The organism is Chryseobacterium sp. Leaf394 (assembly GCF_001424105.1).
GTDB lineage: Bacteria > Bacteroidota > Bacteroidia > Flavobacteriales > Weeksellaceae > Chryseobacterium.
This window is the reverse complement of the sequence record NZ_LMQH01000010.1, coordinates 86,111-104,967: the sequence shown is the minus strand read 5'-3', so window position 1 is coordinate 104,967 and position 18,857 is coordinate 86,111. Positions and strand designations below refer to the sequence as shown.

Annotated in this window: 15 protein-coding genes; 6 read left to right on the top strand and 9 right to left on the bottom strand. The window is 37.5% G+C overall.

All coding sequences use genetic code 11. The features are described 5' to 3' along the window. Window position 1: 1 nt before the first annotated feature. Genes ASG21_RS03225 through ASG21_RS03215 form a run of 3 tightly spaced genes read left to right on the top strand, consistent with a single transcriptional unit; the run spans window position 2 to window position 2,090 of the window. On the top strand, window positions 2–376 hold the full coding sequence (locus tag ASG21_RS03225; protein WP_185113702.1) for a 3-hydroxyacyl-ACP dehydratase: 375 nt from the start codon (window positions 2–4) through the stop codon (window positions 374–376). A 55-nt stretch (window positions 377–431) separates the two neighbouring features. Then, complete coding sequence (locus ASG21_RS03220; RefSeq protein WP_056075808.1) at window positions 432–917, top strand: hypothetical protein; 486 nt, start codon at window positions 432–434, stop codon at window positions 915–917. Next, window positions 918–2,090, top strand: a complete 1,173-nt coding sequence (locus ASG21_RS03215) for a DUF2062 domain-containing protein (protein ID WP_056075804.1) — start codon at window positions 918–920, stop codon at window positions 2,088–2,090. Between the two features lie 443 nt (window positions 2,091–2,533). On the opposite strand, the gene ASG21_RS03210 is transcribed toward ASG21_RS03215, so the two are convergent. From ASG21_RS03210 to ASG21_RS03180, 7 genes are all read right to left on the bottom strand, one after another. Beyond that, complete coding sequence (locus tag ASG21_RS03210) at window positions 2,534–4,195, bottom strand: C45 family autoproteolytic acyltransferase/hydolase (protein ID WP_056075801.1); 1,662 nt, start codon at window positions 4,193–4,195, stop codon at window positions 2,534–2,536. Continuing rightward, window positions 4,185–5,720: an NAD(P)/FAD-dependent oxidoreductase gene (locus ASG21_RS03205; RefSeq protein ID WP_056075799.1), complete on the bottom strand. Its 1,536-nt coding sequence runs from the start codon at window positions 5,718–5,720 to the stop codon at window positions 4,185–4,187. Before ASG21_RS03205 ends, ASG21_RS03210 begins: the two co-directional genes overlap by 11 nt. Before the next feature lie 426 nt (window positions 5,721–6,146). After that, the gene (locus ASG21_RS03200) at window positions 6,147–7,031 is read right to left on the bottom strand and encodes a lipid A biosynthesis acyltransferase (protein ID WP_056075795.1); all 885 of its coding nucleotides are present in this window, start codon (window positions 7,029–7,031) and stop codon (window positions 6,147–6,149) included. Window positions 7,032–7,126: 95 nt separating this feature from the next. After that, window positions 7,127–7,378, bottom strand: coding sequence for a phosphopantetheine-binding protein (locus ASG21_RS03195; RefSeq protein ID WP_056075792.1), 252 nt, complete (start codon window positions 7,376–7,378; stop codon window positions 7,127–7,129). A gap of 5 nt (window positions 7,379–7,383) precedes the next feature. Further along, a complete protein-coding gene (locus ASG21_RS03190) occupies window positions 7,384–8,604 on the bottom strand; it encodes a beta-ketoacyl-[acyl-carrier-protein] synthase family protein (RefSeq protein ID WP_056075790.1) in 1,221 nt (406 codons plus the stop codon). Between the two features lie 88 nt (window positions 8,605–8,692). Further along, a complete protein-coding gene (gene fabG, locus ASG21_RS03185) occupies window positions 8,693–9,424 on the bottom strand; it encodes a 3-oxoacyl-ACP reductase FabG (RefSeq protein ID WP_056075786.1) in 732 nt (243 codons plus the stop codon). Window positions 9,425–9,731: 307 nt separating this feature from the next. Next, window positions 9,732–11,249: an aromatic amino acid ammonia-lyase gene (locus ASG21_RS03180; protein ID WP_056075783.1), complete on the bottom strand. Its 1,518-nt coding sequence runs from the start codon at window positions 11,247–11,249 to the stop codon at window positions 9,732–9,734. Window positions 11,250–11,332: 83 nt separating this feature from the next. Between ASG21_RS03180 and ASG21_RS03175 the strand changes: the two genes are divergently transcribed. Next, on the top strand, window positions 11,333–12,577 hold the full coding sequence (locus ASG21_RS03175) for an NAD(P)/FAD-dependent oxidoreductase (protein ID WP_056075779.1): 1,245 nt from the start codon (window positions 11,333–11,335) through the stop codon (window positions 12,575–12,577). Window positions 12,578–12,611: 34 nt separating this feature from the next. Here ASG21_RS03175 and ASG21_RS03170 read toward each other — a convergent pair whose 3' ends face one another. Together ASG21_RS03170 and ASG21_RS03165 are read right to left on the bottom strand one after the other, a co-directional pair. Continuing rightward, window positions 12,612–13,208 carry a hypothetical protein gene (locus ASG21_RS03170; protein WP_056075777.1) on the bottom strand — a complete coding sequence of 199 codons (597 nt, stop codon included), beginning with the start codon at window positions 13,206–13,208 and terminating at the stop codon, window positions 12,612–12,614. Between the two features lie 95 nt (window positions 13,209–13,303). Next, window positions 13,304–14,596, bottom strand: coding sequence for an AMP-binding protein (locus ASG21_RS03165; protein ID WP_056075773.1), 1,293 nt, complete (start codon window positions 14,594–14,596; stop codon window positions 13,304–13,306). A 399-nt stretch (window positions 14,597–14,995) separates the two neighbouring features. On the opposite strand from ASG21_RS03165, the gene ileS reads away from it, so the two are divergent. Continuing rightward, the gene (gene ileS / locus ASG21_RS03160; RefSeq protein WP_056075770.1) at window positions 14,996–18,394 is read left to right on the top strand and encodes an isoleucine--tRNA ligase; all 3,399 of its coding nucleotides are present in this window, start codon (window positions 14,996–14,998) and stop codon (window positions 18,392–18,394) included. Between the two features lie 59 nt (window positions 18,395–18,453). Next, window positions 18,454–18,834, top strand: coding sequence for a TraR/DksA C4-type zinc finger protein (locus ASG21_RS03155; protein WP_056027007.1), 381 nt, complete (start codon window positions 18,454–18,456; stop codon window positions 18,832–18,834). Window positions 18,835–18,857: the final 23 nt, after the last annotated feature.

Genomic DNA, 18,857 nt, shown 5'->3' with positions numbered 1-18,857 from the left:
AATGCAGACCATACTTACAGATTTTTACACTTTAGAAAGCTCTGAAAAATTAGAAAACGGAAGTTTTTCAGCAAATATTAAACTGAATAAAGATCACAATATTTTTAACGGCCACTTCCCAGGAAATCCCGTTACACCAGGCGTTTGTATGATGCAGATCGTGAAAGAGCTTACAGAGGAATTTACAGGAAAGAAATTATTTTTGAAATCTGCATCCAACGTGAAATTTATGGCGATTATCAATCCGTTTGAGACGCCGGATCTTACAATGCAGCTTGACATCAAGGAAATTGAAAACGAAGTGAAGGTAAAAAATACAACTGCTTTTGGCGAGACTATTGCATTAAAACTGTCTGTTAATTATACTAAAATTTAATATATGGAATCGCTTATCCGGCGATTCCAAGTGACATTTAAATACAAAATTCCACATGAAATTTTTACTTTCTTTTATAACAGTACTGTTTTTATTTTTCCAGAGCGGTGATTTGGATGCCCTGAGAAATGCGTATTCAAAAGCCAATTCTTCAAACGAAGGCGCAAAAAACTTCATCGAATTAGCAGATAAAAGTTCATCTTCAGACGCATTAACAAAAGGTTATAAAGCTGCTGCAGAAATTCTGGAAGCCAAGGTGACGACCGAAAAAAACAAAAGAAAATCTTTCGTAAAATCTGGAGCTACAGAATTAGAAAGTGTGATAAAATCTAATCCAAATAACGTTGAATTGCGGTTAATCAGAATGAGTGTTCAGGAAAACATTCCGAAAATCGTTGGCTATTCAAAGAATTTAAAAGAAGATAAAGCATACATTCTAAGCAACTATTCAAAGCAGAATACTGCTCTGAAAACGTACATCAAAAAGTTCGCAATGCAGTCTAAAACCATGACCGCAACCGAAAAAAATTCGTTGAAATAAATGACACTTTCTGAAGTACAGAATGCGATTGACGAAAGGAAAATCTGCGTTTTAATTCCGACTTATAACAACGAAAAAACGCTGACAAGAGTTATTGACGGCGTTCTGGAATATACGCAAAACATCATCGTTGTCAACGACGGTTCTACCGATTCCACTTCAGAAATTCTAATAACCTACCCTCAGATTACCGTTCTCAATTTACCCGAAAATAAAGGCAAAGGAAACGGACTGAAAATAGGTTTCAGAAAAGCAAAAGAGCTCGGTTTCAATCATGCTATCACCATTGATTCAGACGGGCAGCATTACCCAAATGATATTCCCGTTTTTGTGAAAGCTTTGCTTGCGGAAAATGAAGATGTTCTGCTCATCGGCAACCGGAATATGTCGCAGGACGGCATTCCAAAGAAAAGCAGTTTCGGAAACCGTTTTTCCAACTTCTGGTTTTGGTTTGAGACCGGAATCAAGCTTGAAGACACGCAATCCGGCTATCGTTTATATCCTTTACACAGAATTCCGAAGAAATATTTCACTCCAAAATTTGAGTTCGAAATCGAAATCATTGTCCGGACAGCCTGGCGTCATGTTCCCGTGAAAAACGTTCCGATAAAAGTGCTTTACGACCCGGCAGAAAGGGTTTCACACTTCAGACCGTTCAAAGATTTCACGCGGATCAGTATTCTAAACACGGTGTTGGTCACCATCACGCTGTTTTACATTATTCCAAGAAATTTCATCCGGAATTTCAGAAAAAAAAGTTTTAAAAGATTCATTAAAGAAGACGTTTTGGAAAGCGATGGCACCAACCGCACCAAGGCATTTTCAATCGCACTGGGCGTTTTTGTGGGCTTCTCGCCATTCTGGGGATTTCACACTTTGCTGGTCATTTCCCTTTCCGTGCTTTTTAAACTCAATAAAGTTCTTGCATTCATCGCATCCAACGTGAGTTTGCCTCCATTTATTCCGTTTATTATTGTTGCTTCCCTGTTTTTGGGTTCGCCTTTCGTTGCGGGAGAAAGTGATATTTTCAATCAGGAATGGAATTTCGAACTAGTAAAAAATCACTTTTTACAGTATATCATCGGAAGCATGATTTTAGCAATTTCCATGTCAGCTATTTCGTGGATTGCCACGTTTTTGTTTTTGAATAAAGTCAGTCCAGAGAATAATTAAAATAATTTGGGCAGCTGTATCCGCCTTCCACTCCCAATCTTTTTTGCTTCACTTTCTTGCTAATTGAAATATACCACAAGCAAAAAAGGATTTCCGTTCAATTCGGGCTGCAAAGACGTTTTGTCTTTTTTTTCAATATTTTGAACAACCAAAACTCAATAAAATATTTCAGTTTTATATCAATTTTTCTTCCCGTGCTCTTCCATCTAACACAGCCACGAAGTGGATGAAACCCATAGAAACGAAGAATAAAGGAATAGAACCACGAATTTTTAAATTTAAAAAGCTCTTGGTGAAATCGAGCAACCGAATTAGGCGAAGACAATCCAAGGATTACAAATAAGACAACAACAGAACCACGAAGTGGTTCAATTTGAATAGCCGTGGGTGAAACCCATGGATGAAAACAACACAGAAACTGAAGCACGAAGTGGTTCAACTAATCATTTCAATCTCCTCACCGTTTTCCTCAAAAATTCCTCAACATTCTCTCTGTCCGGAACCGTTGTGATCTCCTTCGTCAAAGCTTTTTCAAATTCAGTTTTAGCCTTTGAATATTCTCTTTGTTTAAAATAATATTTCCCGGCCTGATAATAAACCAACCAGAAATCAGGATTCAAAGACTGATAATTTGGAATAAAATCATCCGTTAAAACGACATCATCACCATCAATTGCATGCTGAACTTCACCGTTGGCAAACTTAAATTCTTCATAATCCTTAAATTCTTTAGACTCAATAAACGGATCTTTGGCAATATTCAATTCTGATTTGGCAAAGTCGCCATCTTTCAATCTCTGATCAGAGAAAATTTCATTTAAATCATAACATATAAATTCCCCGAGCTGATACGGACTTGAAGACACCCAAACCAATCTTCTCTCAGGCGAAAAAATCACAGCATGATGCGCCAGAAGCTGATTAATGGCTTTCTCATTTCCATAACCAATACTTTTGTCTTCTAAACCGGATTTGTCCCTTAAAATCGAAGCTATTTTCTCAGGATTGAGTTTTTTATTCGTTTGTAAAAGCTCCTGAAGCTTTTCGTAACGGTATTCTGAATGACTTTCTACAATATGCTTCTGATTTCTTTTATCATTTTTATAAGCATCAGACTGAAAATGATTCGTGCAGAAAACCTTACTGGAATTCGCCACATCATAAACACCGAAATTCTTAGGTGAAACTTCAATAATGACTGCCTTTTTATCATTCGCGCTTCCAACCAAGATAGATTCGGACACAAAAACCTTTCGTTTCTTGGCAATCGCAATCGCCTCTTCTATATTTTTAGCATACTGCAAAATCTCTCTTGTCACCAAAGAAATCGGTGTTTTTGCCGTTAATGGAATTTTAGATTTCCCTGCATTGATCGTCACAGTAATTCCTTCCTTATTCATTCCGGAAACCACGCCAATCATCCCGGGCCAACTCACACTCATGTACGGAATTCCAGTTTCCGGTTCTACAAATTCGATGAGTTTATTTTTAGCAAAATCATCACCGACATAGAAATCGAAGTTTCTTCCAATCAGCAAATCGCCGTCTTCTGTATTTTCGTTCCAAACGGCAAGCGAAGTACAGCCAACGACCATCAGATCCTGCATGGCGTGGCCGATGTCGTGCGCACCATGCAGATACATTGCTCTTCTGAATTTCGGAGAGATATAATCATATCTGTCTGATGAATACTGGGATAATCCGTACAATTCTGCCTGAAAATCATCTCTCACATTGAGATACATTTTTCGGTTGTACCATTTCAGGAAACCGCGCAGAAGGTTTTGTTTAAACTTTGAAGGAACAAATGTTTTCACTTTCGAAAAGAAAATCTCTTCCTGCTTCTGCATCAGATTTTGCGTTAAAGCACCATTGTTATAGCCCAACTGTAAAGGATTTCCTTTGATATACAATTCCCAAAGCTGCTGTCTGTTTTTGGTCAAATAATTTTGATGAAACGAAAAAGTAGAATCGTTGATTTTCTCAACTTTAGGGATTTCCAACGCATACTGTTCGACTTCAGGAATATGTTTTACAGACTTTTTTGTGCCACACGAAATCAGAGTAAAAATGAGAAAAATAAAAAATAAATGTCTACTTTTCATCGGATTGATTTAAAATTTTAGACAGACGTTCATCGATCAAATCCTTCCCCAAGATCTCAGCACAGGTGTTGAATGCACCAATGGTACAGCCTAAAATTCCGTGCATATTCACTGATTGTCCAGTGAGGAAAAGATTATCTATTTTAGTTCTTGGAGAAACCATTGTTTTTAAGGGATTTTCTGAGCTTTTGATGTAGCCGTACATATTTCCCTCAAAACTTCCGATATAATCGCGGTATGACAATGGAGAAGATGTATAAATATTTTTAATCGAAGCTCTGAGATTGGGTATTTTATTTTCCAAAGCCTGAATCATTTTTTCAGCTTTTTCAAGCTTAAATTTGTCATACAGTTCAGCTCTTTCCTGTTGGTTGGCTATCGTATTGAACGTATTTTCCCATTCTTTCACCTCTGCAAAATCCATGTATGAAATTGCCGTTAAGCTTTCCGCAAATTCGGGATGATGCTTTGAAGGGGTGGAAGACAGCATATACGTTTCCGGCCAGTTTTCTTTTTTATATTGAAAAGCTTTCCAAACTAAATCTTTAGATGAAAAGTGATACACATTGTAATTGAAATTGGAAATAGCATTTGGTTTTAAAACCAGATATACACTGAAACATGATGAAACCGGCTCCCAACTTAAGATTCTGTTCAGAAAAGATTTTTTCAGTCTACTTTCTCCAATCAATTTTATGGCAGAACGAATCTCAATATTTGATATAAACTGAGTGGCAGAATATTCTTTTCCCGATGTTGTTTTTACGGATGTCAAAGTATTGTTTTCATTAAAGACAAATTCAGAAACTTCAGAATGTTTGTGAACTTCTCCTCCGTATTCCCTTAATTTTTTGATCAGCAATTTTGAAATCTGGCTACCGCCTTTTACACATTTATAAGCACTTTGAATATAGGAATTGACCGTCAGCGCATGAACGTAAAATGGCGTATCCTCAGAATCTCCGGCATACAGAAAGTTGGAGCCGAGCAATACTGCCTGAAGTTTTTCATTGGAAGTTATAGACTCAATGAATCTTTTAGTGTTGAGATGCAGAATCTCTTCGTTGTAATTGTTTTGTCCGACCACATTGTATCTCGGAAAATAATTGCAGACCCTCTGAATTTCCTCGCAGTAATTCTCCAGATTTTCTTTCTCTTCAGGGAAATATTCTGAAAGTTGTTTTACGAAATTATTGTAACCCTGTGCATGTGGATACTCGATTTCATCATCTCCAAAAGTGATTTTATCGTAACCGTTTTCATCCATTTTTTCAAGTTGGAGGTCATCGATAATTTCTAAATACGAAAAAAAGTGATGAAGGTTTTGCCCTTTCGATAATCCACCCAGATAGTGAACTCCGGTATCGAAAATGAGTTTGTCCCTTGAAAATGTCTGGAGATTTCCGCCATATTGGTTGTTTTTTTCGAGAACGCAGACTTTAAAGCCTTCTTTCGCCAAGATAAGCGCCGAAACAAGACCGCCTAAACCGCTGCCGATGACCAATATGTCGTAGTTTTTTTTCAAATTTTGATTATTGTTTTTAACGGCAAAAGGTACAAAAGTTTATCAAATTGGTTAGAATAAAATGTGCTTATTTAATTGCTAAGTACGCTAAGATTTTTTCTAAATCTTCCTGCAAATTTTCCGTTCGGAAGGACTTCCTACTCAAGAAAAGATAAAATTTGACTGTTTATAATCAAACCTCATAGGTTTTGGAAACCTATGAGGTTTAAGCCAGCGAATTTCAAAACAGACCCATAGACACAAATTGGATTCTACTTGACTCTTTTAACTTTTTATTTGTCTCTTTTAAAACACCGAATTGCCCGCAGCCCGACTTGAGTGGAGCTCTTTTTGTAAGCCTTGGGAAAGCTATGGCACAAAAAAGCGGGAACGGAAGGCGGAAAAGCTGCCCAAATAAAAATTAGCAGTTGGATATCAAATAAGAAATCAATCTACATCATCCCAGAAATCGAAGTAATTGAACCACTGCAATGGATATTTTTTGATCATCGATTCGAGATTTTGGGTATAGGAATTGAGAAGTCCCTGAGCATCGCGTTTTTTGACCTGTTGAGCCACTCTTGCATATAAATGGTAATGGAGATTTTTTTCTTTCATCACATAAACGTAAACCACGGGAACGCCCAAACGTGAGGCAATGAGAAACGGTCCGGCCGGAAATTTTGCACTTTTTCCGAGTAAGTCTGCTTCAAGAAATTTTGAACCTTCAAAATAACGGTCACCTGTGAAGCAAATGAGTTCGTTTTTGGACAATGCTTCGTTGATGTCGAAAATATGCGACATATCATCTTTAACGTAGATGAATTTGATGTTGCTCTGCTTTACAGAAACGCTTTTGAGGTATTCTTTGATTACCGTAACTTCCTGATCTGTGGTAACTAAATTAATCTGACAGTCAAAGTCGATGTCGGCAAAAAAATGTTCGGCAATTTCGAAATTCCCGATGTGGGCACTGATAAGAACGCCGCCTTCTTTTTCGGCTAAAAGGTTTCTGAGATTTTCAATTCCGTCGAATTCGTAAGTGTATTTTTCACGTAAGCCTGCTGAAATTGCGGTTTTGTCGATTAAGGTCTGACCAAACGTAAAGTAACTTTTATAAATGGAAACTTTCGATTTCCAAGAGCTGAAAGTAAGGCGTTTTCTGAAGTAATACGAAATGTAAAGATTGCTCTTTTTTTCGAACAGAAAATAGTACGAAGCCACAAAATAAAGCACAAAGTATGAACTGCGGACACCGATATTTCTAATGCACCAGACGAAGATTCTGTATCCTAAGATGGTGCCTTTAGACTTGCCTTTCCACTTGTTCATAATACTAATTTAACAATGTAGCAGTGTAACAATATAACAATACCTTACAAATTGGTAAACTGATACATTGGTAGATTGTTACATTATTTTTATTGCTATATTTTTTGAGTAATTCTATTTTCGATTGTCGAGTAGAAATCGTTGAAAGTGATGATATCTTTAAAATCGGCTTCACCTAATTTCACGCCAAAATTGGATTCGATGACCACCACCAAATCAATATAATCTAAACTGTCTAAACCCAAAGTTTTCTTGAAGTGGGCATCATTGCTGATCTCATCGCCATCTACCTCAAACTCATTGATTAAAAAATCATTAGCAATGGCAACAATTTTTTCTCTTTCCATGTTTTTTATTCAAATTTTTTAACGATCAATGCGGAATTGGTTCCCCCAAACCCGAAAGAATTCGACAAAAATACGTCAATTTTTTGATTTTTAGTTTCGGAGATTAAATTTATCCTTTTTGCGTCTTCGTCAGGATTTTCCAGATTGATGTTCGGAGCCACAAAATCGTTCTGCATCATCAGAATGGAGTAAATCACTTCACTCGCCCCTGCCATCCAGCATTCGTGACCGGTCATCGATTTGGTCGAGCTTACCGGAACTTCACTTCCGAAAATTTCGTGAATTGCTTTTGCTTCGTTGGAGTCGCCGATGGGTGTAGAAGTCGCATGGGCATTGATGTAGTCGATATCTTTTACTTCCAGACCGGACTGTTTCAAAGCACGGTTCATTGCCAAAGCGGGACCATCGATATTTGGAGTAGAGATATGTCCGCCATTTGAAGAAAAGCCATAACCAACGATTTCTGCGATGATGTTGGCACCTCTTTTTTGAGCTGATTCTAAACTTTCCACAATCAAAGATGCTGCTCCGCCACTTGGAATTAAGCCATCTCTTCCCGAGTCAAAAGGTCTTGAAGCTTTGGTTGGCTCGTCTTCTCTCACTGAAAAAACGCCCAAACCATCGAAGCTCGCCATTGAATATTTATTAGTTTCCTGAGCACCGCCACAAACGATGATGTCCTGAAAACCGTTTTTGATCATCATATACGCCAATCCCAAAGAATGAGAACCGCTTGCACAAGCCGCGCTGATGGTTAAATTGATTCCTCTTAATTTAAAAATAGTAGAAAGATTCATCGTCACTGTAGAGTTCATCGATTTGAAAATCGCTCCTGAACCCATCAAAGTGGTATCTTTTTTCTCTCTTGCGATGTCGATCGATTCTACGACAGCTTTAGAAACGCTGTCGTTTCCGTATAAAATTCCGACTTCGTTTTGGTCTAAGAAGTCCTGATCGATATTGGCCTGTTGTAAAGCATCGAGTGTTGCAATGTAGGCATACTCGCTTTCTTCACCCATGCTTACGCGCTGGCGTCTGTTAAGAAGATTTTTAAGATCGGGCTTGGGAACCACGCCGCTAAGACCTGATCTGAAGCCAAATTCTTTTCTCTCATCCACTAAAACAATTCCGGATTTACCTTGATACAGGGATTCTTTCACTTCTTCCAAAGAAGTTCCGATGCAAGAATAAATTCCCATTCCGGTAATGACTACCCTATTTTCCATCTTTTTAAATTTAACAATGTATCAGTTTAGCAATGTAACAATTTTAAATATTGGTAAACTGGTAAATTGCTACACTGTTACATTATTTTTATGAATAAATTCCTCCGTTAATATTAATAATTTCTCCTGTGATATAGGAAGATTTTTTTGAGGCTAAAAATGCGACCAAATCTGCCACCTCTTCCGCTTCCCCAAATCGGTTGGCTGGAATCATCGCTTTCAATTCGTCTTCATTGAAATCCTGCGTCATATCGGTTTTGATGAAACCTGGAGCGACTGCATTCACGGTGATATTTCTTTTCGCAACTTCCTGAGCAAGAGCTTTTGTCACTCCGACCAAAGCGCCTTTTGCCGCTGAATAATTGGTTTGTCCGGCCGTTCCTTTTACTCCCGAAACGGAAACCATATTAATAATTCTGCCGTATTTGTTTCTCAATAATTTCTGAATGAAGAAATTGGTAACGTTGTAAAAACCATTTAAACTCGTGTTAATCACTGAGTTCCAGTCTTCACTTGGCATCCACATGAATAATCCGTCTCTTGTAATTCCTGCATTATTAACGATAACCTCAACGATAGATTTTGGATTATTTTCCTGCCATTCGTTTAAAACTTTCTTAGTTTCCTCAGCATTTCCTACATCGAATTTAAGAATTTCTCCTGTAGAACCCAACTCTTCGATTTTCGCTAAAGTTTCCTTTGCTGCAGCTTCATTGGAAGTGTAGTTGATGAGAATATGATAATTTTTTTCTTCTGCCAGTTTTATACAGATCGCTCTGCCGATACCCCGGGAACCACCTGTTATGATTGCACATTTCATGTATATGTCTTAGTTTGTGAATAAATTTACAATAGGTTTCTGCCTACTTTTATTAAATCATCCCTTTGGAAATTTAGAAATGTTATCTGTATTTTTTTTCCGTGGGGTTTATTTGATATTGAACCCCTTCAGGGTTCTGATTTTATTACCGATTTCGTTTCCATAGGTTTGCACCTATGATTATTGATTTTGAACCCTTTCAGGGTTCTGATTCGTTAACGATTAGTTCCAAAGGTTTCCACCTACGGCTATTGATATTGAACCCTTCGGGTTCGCAGTTTGCAATATTTATTTGTGCGGACGGTCTCTATTTTTTAAGATAGTCTTTTACCTTTTGCAAATATGGATACATCACCATATCATCTGAAAATGCCGGAATCAATTGTCTGATATCATCGTACAGTTCTTTCGTTTTCGATGAAACTTTATCCTGATAGCCACAATATTCTATTGCCTGAACAACTGTAATCGCTTCGATTGCCAATACTTCAAAAGCATTTTCAATCACCTTTCTGCAAATTACCGCAGCATTTGTCCCCATGCTTACAATATCCTGATTATCATTATTATTAGGAATACTGTGCACATACATCGGGTTCGAAAGCATCTGGCTTTCCGCAGTTGTCGAAGTTGCCGTGAACTGAACGCCCTGCATCCCGAAATTGAAACCTAATTTACCTAAATTTACAAAAGGAGGCAAAATTTCGTTGATTTTTGAATTTAAAAGATAATTCAGCTGTCTTTCTGCCAACATCGTCAGTTTTGTAACGACGATTTTAAGCTTATCCATTTCCAGAGAAATGTAATCTCCGTGGAAGTTTCCGCCATGGTAAACGTGTTGATCTGCTACGTTGATGATCGGGTTGTCGTTTGCGGAGTTGATTTCGTTTTCTAAAACTTTCTCTGTAAATTCCAGTGTATCTAAAACAGGTCCAAGAATTTGCGGAATACATCTCAAAGAATAATATTCCTGCACTTTTTCTTTGAAAACTTTTTCCTGCTCTTCAAAATGAGTGTATAAGTGGTCAGCTCTTTTTCTGATCAATTTGCTGTCAGACAAATGAGCACGCATTTTTTCAGCAATTTTCTGCTGTCCGGCATGAAGTTTCGTTCCGTTCAATACTTCTGAAAAATGATCATCGTAAGCCTGAACAATTTCATTAATTGCACAGGATAATTTTAATGAAATTTCAGTTAACTGATTGGCCTTGTAAGCATTAACAATACCAATTCCAGACATCACTGAAGTTCCGTTCATTAAGGCTAAGCCTTCACGAATTTCAACCTGAATCGGCTCTAAACTTTCAATTTCAAAAACATCTTTGGTTGATTTTCTTTCGCCTTTATAGAAAACTTCGCCTTCACCGATTAGTACTAAAGCTAAGTGAGCCAGCTGAACCAAATCACCGCTTGCTCCTACTCCGCCATGTTCAAAAATCAGCGGCGTAATATCTCTGTTTATTAATTCTTTAAGTAAATTAACAACAGATTCGTGAACACCAGAATTTCCTAGTGACAATGTGTTTAATCTTGCCAACATACAGGCTTTCACCTCATCTGCCGGAAGCGGATTCCCGATACCTGAAGAGTGACTTCTGATTAAATTATACTGCAACTGATGCGTATCTTCATCGCTGATTTTGAATTGTGCCATCGGCCCAAAACCGGTATTCACACCATAAATTACTTTATTTTTTGAAAATTCTTTAAGAAAAGAAAAACTTTCATTCACCCTCTGGAGAAGTGATGGATCTAATTCTATGCTTTCGTTTTCAATTATAATTCTCTGAAAATCTCTCAGTTCTAAAAAGTTATTTATTTTCATCAATTAAAAGTAATAGATATAATTTTGTAAAATATAATTAATTGTCACTAATTTTGCGCAAAGATAAAAGTTTTATTAAACAAATGGACAAAGAAATTGTTGATGTTTTAGTAATTGGAGCTGGGCCTTCCGGATGCGTATCTTCTGCTTATCTGAAGAAGAATAACATCAATGTGAAGGTGGTCGAAAAGACAAAATTTCCGCGGCTTGTTGTGGGTGAAAGCCTTATTCCGCGAGTGATGGATCATTTTGACGAAGCCGGATTGTTTCCTGCACTCGACAAAATGGGCTTCGAAAAAAAACTAGGCGCACGTTTTATGCGTGGCAATGAAGTCTGCATCTTTGATTTCAGCAACAAATTCGGGGAAGGCTGGGACTGGACCTGGCAGGTCCCGAGAGCTGATTTCGACAATACTTTGGCTCAGGAAGTCATCAATAAAGGCGTTGATCTTGAATTTGAAACCGAAGTGATTGGCATTGAATTTAACGGAACCGATTCTATCACCACCGTAAAAAACAAAGACGGAAAAACGAAAGAAATCCATGCGAAATTCGTGATCGATTCCAGCGGTTACGGAAGAGTTTTGCCAAGACTTTTAGATTTAGAAAAACCCTCAAAACTTTCTCCGCACTCAGCAATTTTTGCTCATGTGGAAGACATCAACAGAGAAGAAGGCGAGGAAGGAACTTTAATTTCTTTTGATATTATTGAAACGGAAGTCTGGCTTTGGGTAATTCCTTTTTCCAATGGAAATACGAGTGTAGGAATTGTCGGACCCACTGAATATATTGACAAATTATCTGAAAACGGCGATGCTGCGGAGGCCTTGAGAAAAGCAATTTCTCTGTCGGATTATTATGTTAAACGTTTCGGAGATGTAGAATTTTTATTTGAGCCGAGACATTTGAAAGATTATTCATGCTCAGTTAAAAAATTATACGGAGACGGATTTGCCTTGACGGGTAATGCTTCAGAATTTTTAGATCCTGTTTTCTCGTCAGGAATGGCATTTGCCACAGAAGGCGGAATGACGGCAGCAAAATTGGCAATCCGACAGTTGAACGGTGAAAAAGTTGACTGGCAGACAGAATTTGCAGATTACATTTTATACGGCGTCAACGTTTTTACAACATACGTGAAAGAATGGTATACCGGAAATCTTCAGGAATTATTTTTCCACCAGCCTGAAAATCCTGATGTGAAAAGGAAAATTTGTGCAGTCCTCGCTGGATATGTTTGGAATAAGAAAAATACTTTTGTGAGGATACACGATACGGCAATTGTCAACTTGGCCAATTTCATTAAAACAGAAAAAGAAAAAGCATAAAAAAACGGTCTGAAAATTTTCAGACCGTTTTGTTTTATTTTAAAGCTTTCTTCAGTTCTTTTCCGAACTCTTTTCCCGTTTTTTCGTAGGCTGCTGAAATTCTTCCGTACTCCATTCCGTAATCGACTTTACTACCAGTACCTTCAATTTTATCGCCTTTTAATGTTGCTAAAACATTTGAAGGATTTGCCGTTTCCACGATTGTAATTTCTGCAGACAATTTTCCAGGTTGCGTGACGAAACCTTGCCATCCGGCATACATCCATTTTGGATGAATGATTAATGTGTATTTTGTTTCAACATTTTGGGCAAATTTAATCTTCTTTGATTTATTTAATCCTTCAATAAATTTTTCCGTCCAAATAGTTTCTACATGCTGTTCCCAAGTATCAATCCAGGTTTTCCATGCAGCTTCGCCTTTTTTGGCTACCGTTTCTTTATGTCTTCTGTCCAGATATTCAGTTTCTGTAAAATTTTCAGCCTGAAAAAGTGGACTCCCGTAATTACGTTCAACATTCACTTCGGTCTGACCTTTCAGAAAACTCAGGTTTCCTGATTCGATCGTTAATTTATCTTGAGCGAGAATTGCCGTGCTCACTGTAACGCACAGAAAGAAAAATATTTTTTTCATAGTTTAAAATTAAGATCGCAAATATAATATGTGAAAAGAAAATTCACTTTAACTGAACGACAATATTTCCAACTTATTTGAATAACATTTAAAATTTATCTTAAATCTAAAAAATTAATCGGTTTTCTGCTGTTCGGATTAAAAACTGTTTTCGACAAAACATCAAAATCAACAATTTCAATTTTTGGGCTTACTCTTAATTTTGCTCTGAAATGATCACGAACTTCGCCTTCAAAACTTTCGTCTTCTCTTTCGGTGCTGAGTTTAATGATAATTTCATCTAAACCAATTTCATTCGATTGAATTACAATCTGGTAACACAAAATTCCGTCAAAATCATTCAGAATATCATTCATTGCAGGCGGATATAAAGTTGTGCCTTTATATTTAATCATCTGCTGTTTTCTGCCGACAACGGGACCGAGTCTCATCGTATTTCTGCCACATTCACAAGGTTCATAATGCGCTTTAACTAAATCTCCCGTTTTAAATCTTAACAGAGGCAAAGCTTCGACGCCTAAAGTAGTAATCGTCAGTTCGCCGCTTTCACCCTCTTTCACAGGATTCCCTTCGTCATCAAGAATTTCTGTTATAATCAATTCCGGATGCTGATGACCGCCGATCTGAAATTCACATTCTGTAAAAGCGGTGCTCATTTCGGTAGATGCATAAGTGGAAAATAATTTAATGTTCCACTTTTCCTTTATCTTCTGCGAAAGAATATTATCTGAAAAATCCTGATTTTTAATGCTTTCACCAATGCAAACCGCACCGATAACGCTTGAATTTTTGTAATCAATCCCATGTTTTTCAGCATAGTCAATCATTTTTAAAAGAAATGAAGGTACCGTGATCAAATATTTTGGTTTATATCTGAAGATCGAATCCCATTGCAGTTCCGGAATTCCGGGTCCCATTCTGATGACACTTGCTCCCATTTTCCGTAGACCCAAAAGGTAGGCAAGACCGGCGATAAATCTTTTGTCAATGGTCGTAATCATCTGCACCACGTCACCTTTCTGAATTCCTGCGCAGGCAAGAGATATCGCTTCGTTGTACGCTATTCTTTCCATATCATTTTCAGAAAGACCGAAAGTTACAGGATCACCCAACGTTCCTGAAGTTGTGCTGTAATCAACGATCTGAGTTTGGGAAACACAGAAAAAATCATCATTATTCTGCTGAATATCATTCTTCGATGTCGTCGGGATTTTCCGCAAATCTTCCAAAGTCTGAATATCAGAAATCGGGATATTATTTTCTTTAAATAACTTCTGATAAAATGGTGAATTTGCCTCCAAATATTTCAAAAGCTCCTGAAGTTTTTCTTCCTGAAAATTTTTGATGTCCTGAATGCCTGATTTTTCGATGAGTGGGAAGAGTTCCAATAGTTTAAATTTAGATGACAAATTTATTTAAATTTAAATTAAAAGCTGGATGGAAAGTTTCATCCCCACAGATCGCACCAATTTTCACAGATGATTGTTTTAAAATCTCAAAAGTCTCCGTAATCCGCAAGATCTGCGAGAGAATATAGGTTTTGGCTAAAGCCAATTCCATTTGATAATTTTGAAAGCGGGCCAAAGCCCGCTCCTATTGATATACAACAAGATGTTTAAATCATTACGTGCGAAAATTCACATTTAACCATTCACAATTCACTGCTTTCACCCTCACAATTTTCGCAAACTTTTCAATAAACCCAATCAAAATAAAACATATATTATAAACCGACAAAAATCACTAAATTTGCCAACTTGATTAATCAACGAAATTGAGAAATTACAATGAGCCAATTTAAAGAATATAAAAACCTCAACCTGATAGACGTAGCCGAGAATGTTGCGGAATTCTGGAAAGCCCATAAAACCTTTGAAAAAAGTGTTGAAACCCGTGAAGGAAATCCTGAATTTGTGTTTTATGAAGGTCCGCCTTCAGCAAACGGAATGCCCGGAATTCACCACGTTATGGCAAGAGCGTTGAAAGATATTTTCTGTCGTTATCAGACTCAAAACGGGAAACAGGTTTTCCGTAAAGCAGGTTGGGACACGCACGGACTTCCTGTGGAATTAGGAGTTGAAAAAGAACTCGGAATTACGAAAGAAGATATTGGCAAAAAAATTTCGATTGAAGATTACAATCAAGCCTGTCGTGAAGCAGTAATGCGTTACACGGATGTCTGGAATCACCTGACCGAAAAAATCGGTTATTGGGTAGATTTGGAAGATCCATACATCACGTACAAATCAAAATACATGGAAACCGTTTGGTGGTTGTTGAAGCAATTGTACAGCAAAGATTTGTTGTATAAAGGCTACACGATCCAGCCTTACTCTCCAAAAGCAGGTACCGGACTTTCTTCTCACGAAGTAAACCAGCCGGGAGCTTACCGCGACGTTACCGATACGACGATTGTTGCACAGTTCAAGACACTTCTGGAAACATTACCTTCATTTTTACAGGGTTTTGGAGATGTACATTTCTTAGCCTGGACGACAACGCCTTGGACCTTACCTTCAAACACTGCGTTGACAGTAGGACCGAAAATCGATTATGTTTTAGTAAAAACATTTAATCAATATACTTTTGAGCCGATCAATATTGTTTTGGCTAAAGCTCTAACCGGAAAACAGTTCGGTAAAAAATTCGTTGAGGGAACTGACGAAGATTTCGCCAATTACACTTCATCAAGCAAAACCATCCCTTTCCAAATTCTTGGAGAATTCAAAGGTGCTGATTTGGTTGGAATTAAATATGAGCAATTATTGCCATACACTTTACCTTACCAAAATCCTGAAAATGCGTTCAGAGTAATTTCAGGAGACTTCGTTACGACAGAAGACGGTACAGGAATCGTTCACACGGCGCCAACTTTTGGTGCTGATGATGCGAAAGTGGCTAAAGAAGCAACGCCTGAAGTTCCGCCAATGTTGGTTTTAAATGAATTCGGAAATCCGGTTCCGTTGGTTGATTTGCAGGGGAAATTCACTTCGCAGATGGGAGATTTTGCAGGTAAATATGTGAAAAACGAATATTACGATGCGGGAACAGCACCAGAAAAGTCCGTTGATGTAGAAATCGCTATCCGTTTAAAAGAAGAAAATAAGGCTTTTAAAGTTGAAAAATATGTTCACAGTTATCCACACAGTTGGAGAACTGATGAGCCGCTTTTATATTATCCGCTGGATTCATGGTTTGTGAAAATGACGGCGGTAAAAGACCGTTTGGTAGATTTAAACAAAGAAATCAACTGGAAACCAAAAGCTACAGGAGAAGGACGTTTCGGAAATTGGCTTGAAAATGTCAACGACTGGAATCTTTCCCGTTCAAGATACTGGGGAATTCCGTTGCCGATCTGGAGAACAGATCCTTCCACAGGCTCAGCACAGGAAGAAATCATCATTGGTTCTGTTGAAGAATTATACAACGAAATCGAGAAATCTATCGCAGCTGGATTCATGACAGAAAATCCGTTCAAAGGATTTGAAATCGGAAATATGTCTGAAGAAAACTATTCTTTGGTTGATCTTCACAAAAACATCGTTGACAAGATTGTTTTGGTTTCAGAATCAGGAAAAGCAATGAACCGTGAGAGCGACCTGATCGACGTTTGGTTTGACTCAGGATCTATGCCTTACGCTCAGTTGCATTATCCGTTTGAAAACAAAGAATTAATTGACAACAATAAAGCGTTCCCTGCAGATTTTATCGCTGAAGGCGTTGATCAGACCCGTGGATGGTTCTACACACTTCATGCAATCGGAACAGCAGTTTTTGACTCGGTTGCTTATAAAAATGTAATGAGTAACGGACTTGTTTTGGATAAAAACGGTCTGAAAATGTCAAAATCTAAAGGAAATGCGGTTGACCCATTTGAAACTTTAGCGGTTTACGGACCGGATGCTACACGTTGGTACATGGTTTCGAATGCCAATCCTTGGGAAAACCTGAAATTTGATATCGAAGGAATTGACGAAGTGAGAAGAAAATTCTTTGGAACGCTTTACAACACCTATTCATTCTTCACTTTATATGCAAATGTTGACGGATTTAAATATGCTGAAAAAGATATTGAAAACCGTCCGGAAATCGACCGTTGGATTTTATCTGAATTGAATCTTTTAATTAAAGAAGTTAAAGCATTCTACGAAGATTACGAGCCGACAAGAGTGGCAAGATCCATCAGCAATTTTGTGAATGATAACTTAAGTAACTGGTACGTAAGACTGTGCAGAAGACGTTTCTGGAAAGGAGATTATTCTGATGACAAAATCTCTGCTTACCAGACTTTATATACCTGTCTTGAAACTGTTGCCAAATTATCTGCGCCAATCGCTCCGTTCTTTATGGATCAGTTGTATCAGGATCTGAATGCTGCTACCGGAAAGGAAACTTTTGAATCAGTTCACCTGACAGATTTCCCTGTTGCTGATGAAAGTTTAATCGATCAGGATCTGGTTGAGAAGACGCATTTAGCACAGAATATTACGAGTATGGTTTTCTCTCTGAGAAAGAAGGAGAACGTAAAAGTACGTCAGCCTTTACAGAAAGTTTTGATTCCTGTTTTGGATAAGAAAACTGAGGAGCAGATTTTAGCGGTTTCAGAATTAATTAAACAGGAAGTTAATGTTAAAGAATTACAGTTAATCAATGCTGAAGAAGCATCTCATTTAATTGTAAAACAGATCAAACCGAACTTCAAAACTTTGGGCTCAAGACTTGGAAAAGACATGAAAGTGGTTGGGAATGAGATTTCTAATTTCACACCAGAGCAAATTTCAGCTTTAGAAAAAGAAGGAAAAATGGAAATCCAGGGATATGAAATTACAACTGCTGATGTAGAAATTTCAACGAAAGATATTCCGGGATGGACGGTAACTTCTGATGGAAAAACCACTGTGGCATTAGATTTGACATTGACAGAAGAATTAAAATCTGAAGGTGTTGCAAGAGAACTGATCAACAGAATCCAGAACATCAGAAAAGAAAAAGATTTTGATCTTACAGACAGAATTAGAATTTCTGTTGAAGAAAGTTCGATATTTATCAGTGACATACGCAAAAATGAAGCTTATATTTCAGATGAAGTATTGTCGGATAAACTAGAAGTTGTATCTTCACTCTCAAATTTTAACGAAATCGAAATAGATGACGTTAAATTTAAGATAAATGTTGAAAAAATTTAACGTTTAGTTATTGTTTTTCAAATTCCATTTCATAATTTTATTAAAAAAGAAAAAGAACCATGTCAGACGAAAGAGTACGTTACAGCGATGCTGATTTACAGGAATTTAAGGCAATCATCAAAGATAAAATAGAGAAGGCTGAAAATGATTTAAAACTGATCAGAGAAAGTTTCATCAACGACCAGAATAATGGAACTGATGACACATCTCCTACCTTTAAGGCTTTTGAAGAAGGAGCAGAGACTCTGAGCAAGGAGCAGAACTCAATTTTAGCAGGAAGACAGGAGAAGTTTGTCCGCGACCTGAAGAATGCCCTTATACGAATTGAAAACAAAACTTATGGCGTTTGCAGAGTAACAGGAAAACTGATTCCTAAGCCGAGACTTTTGGCTGTTCCGCACGCGACATTGAGCATTGAAGCTAAAAATATGCAGAAATAATATTTTTTATCTTATTTTTGTAA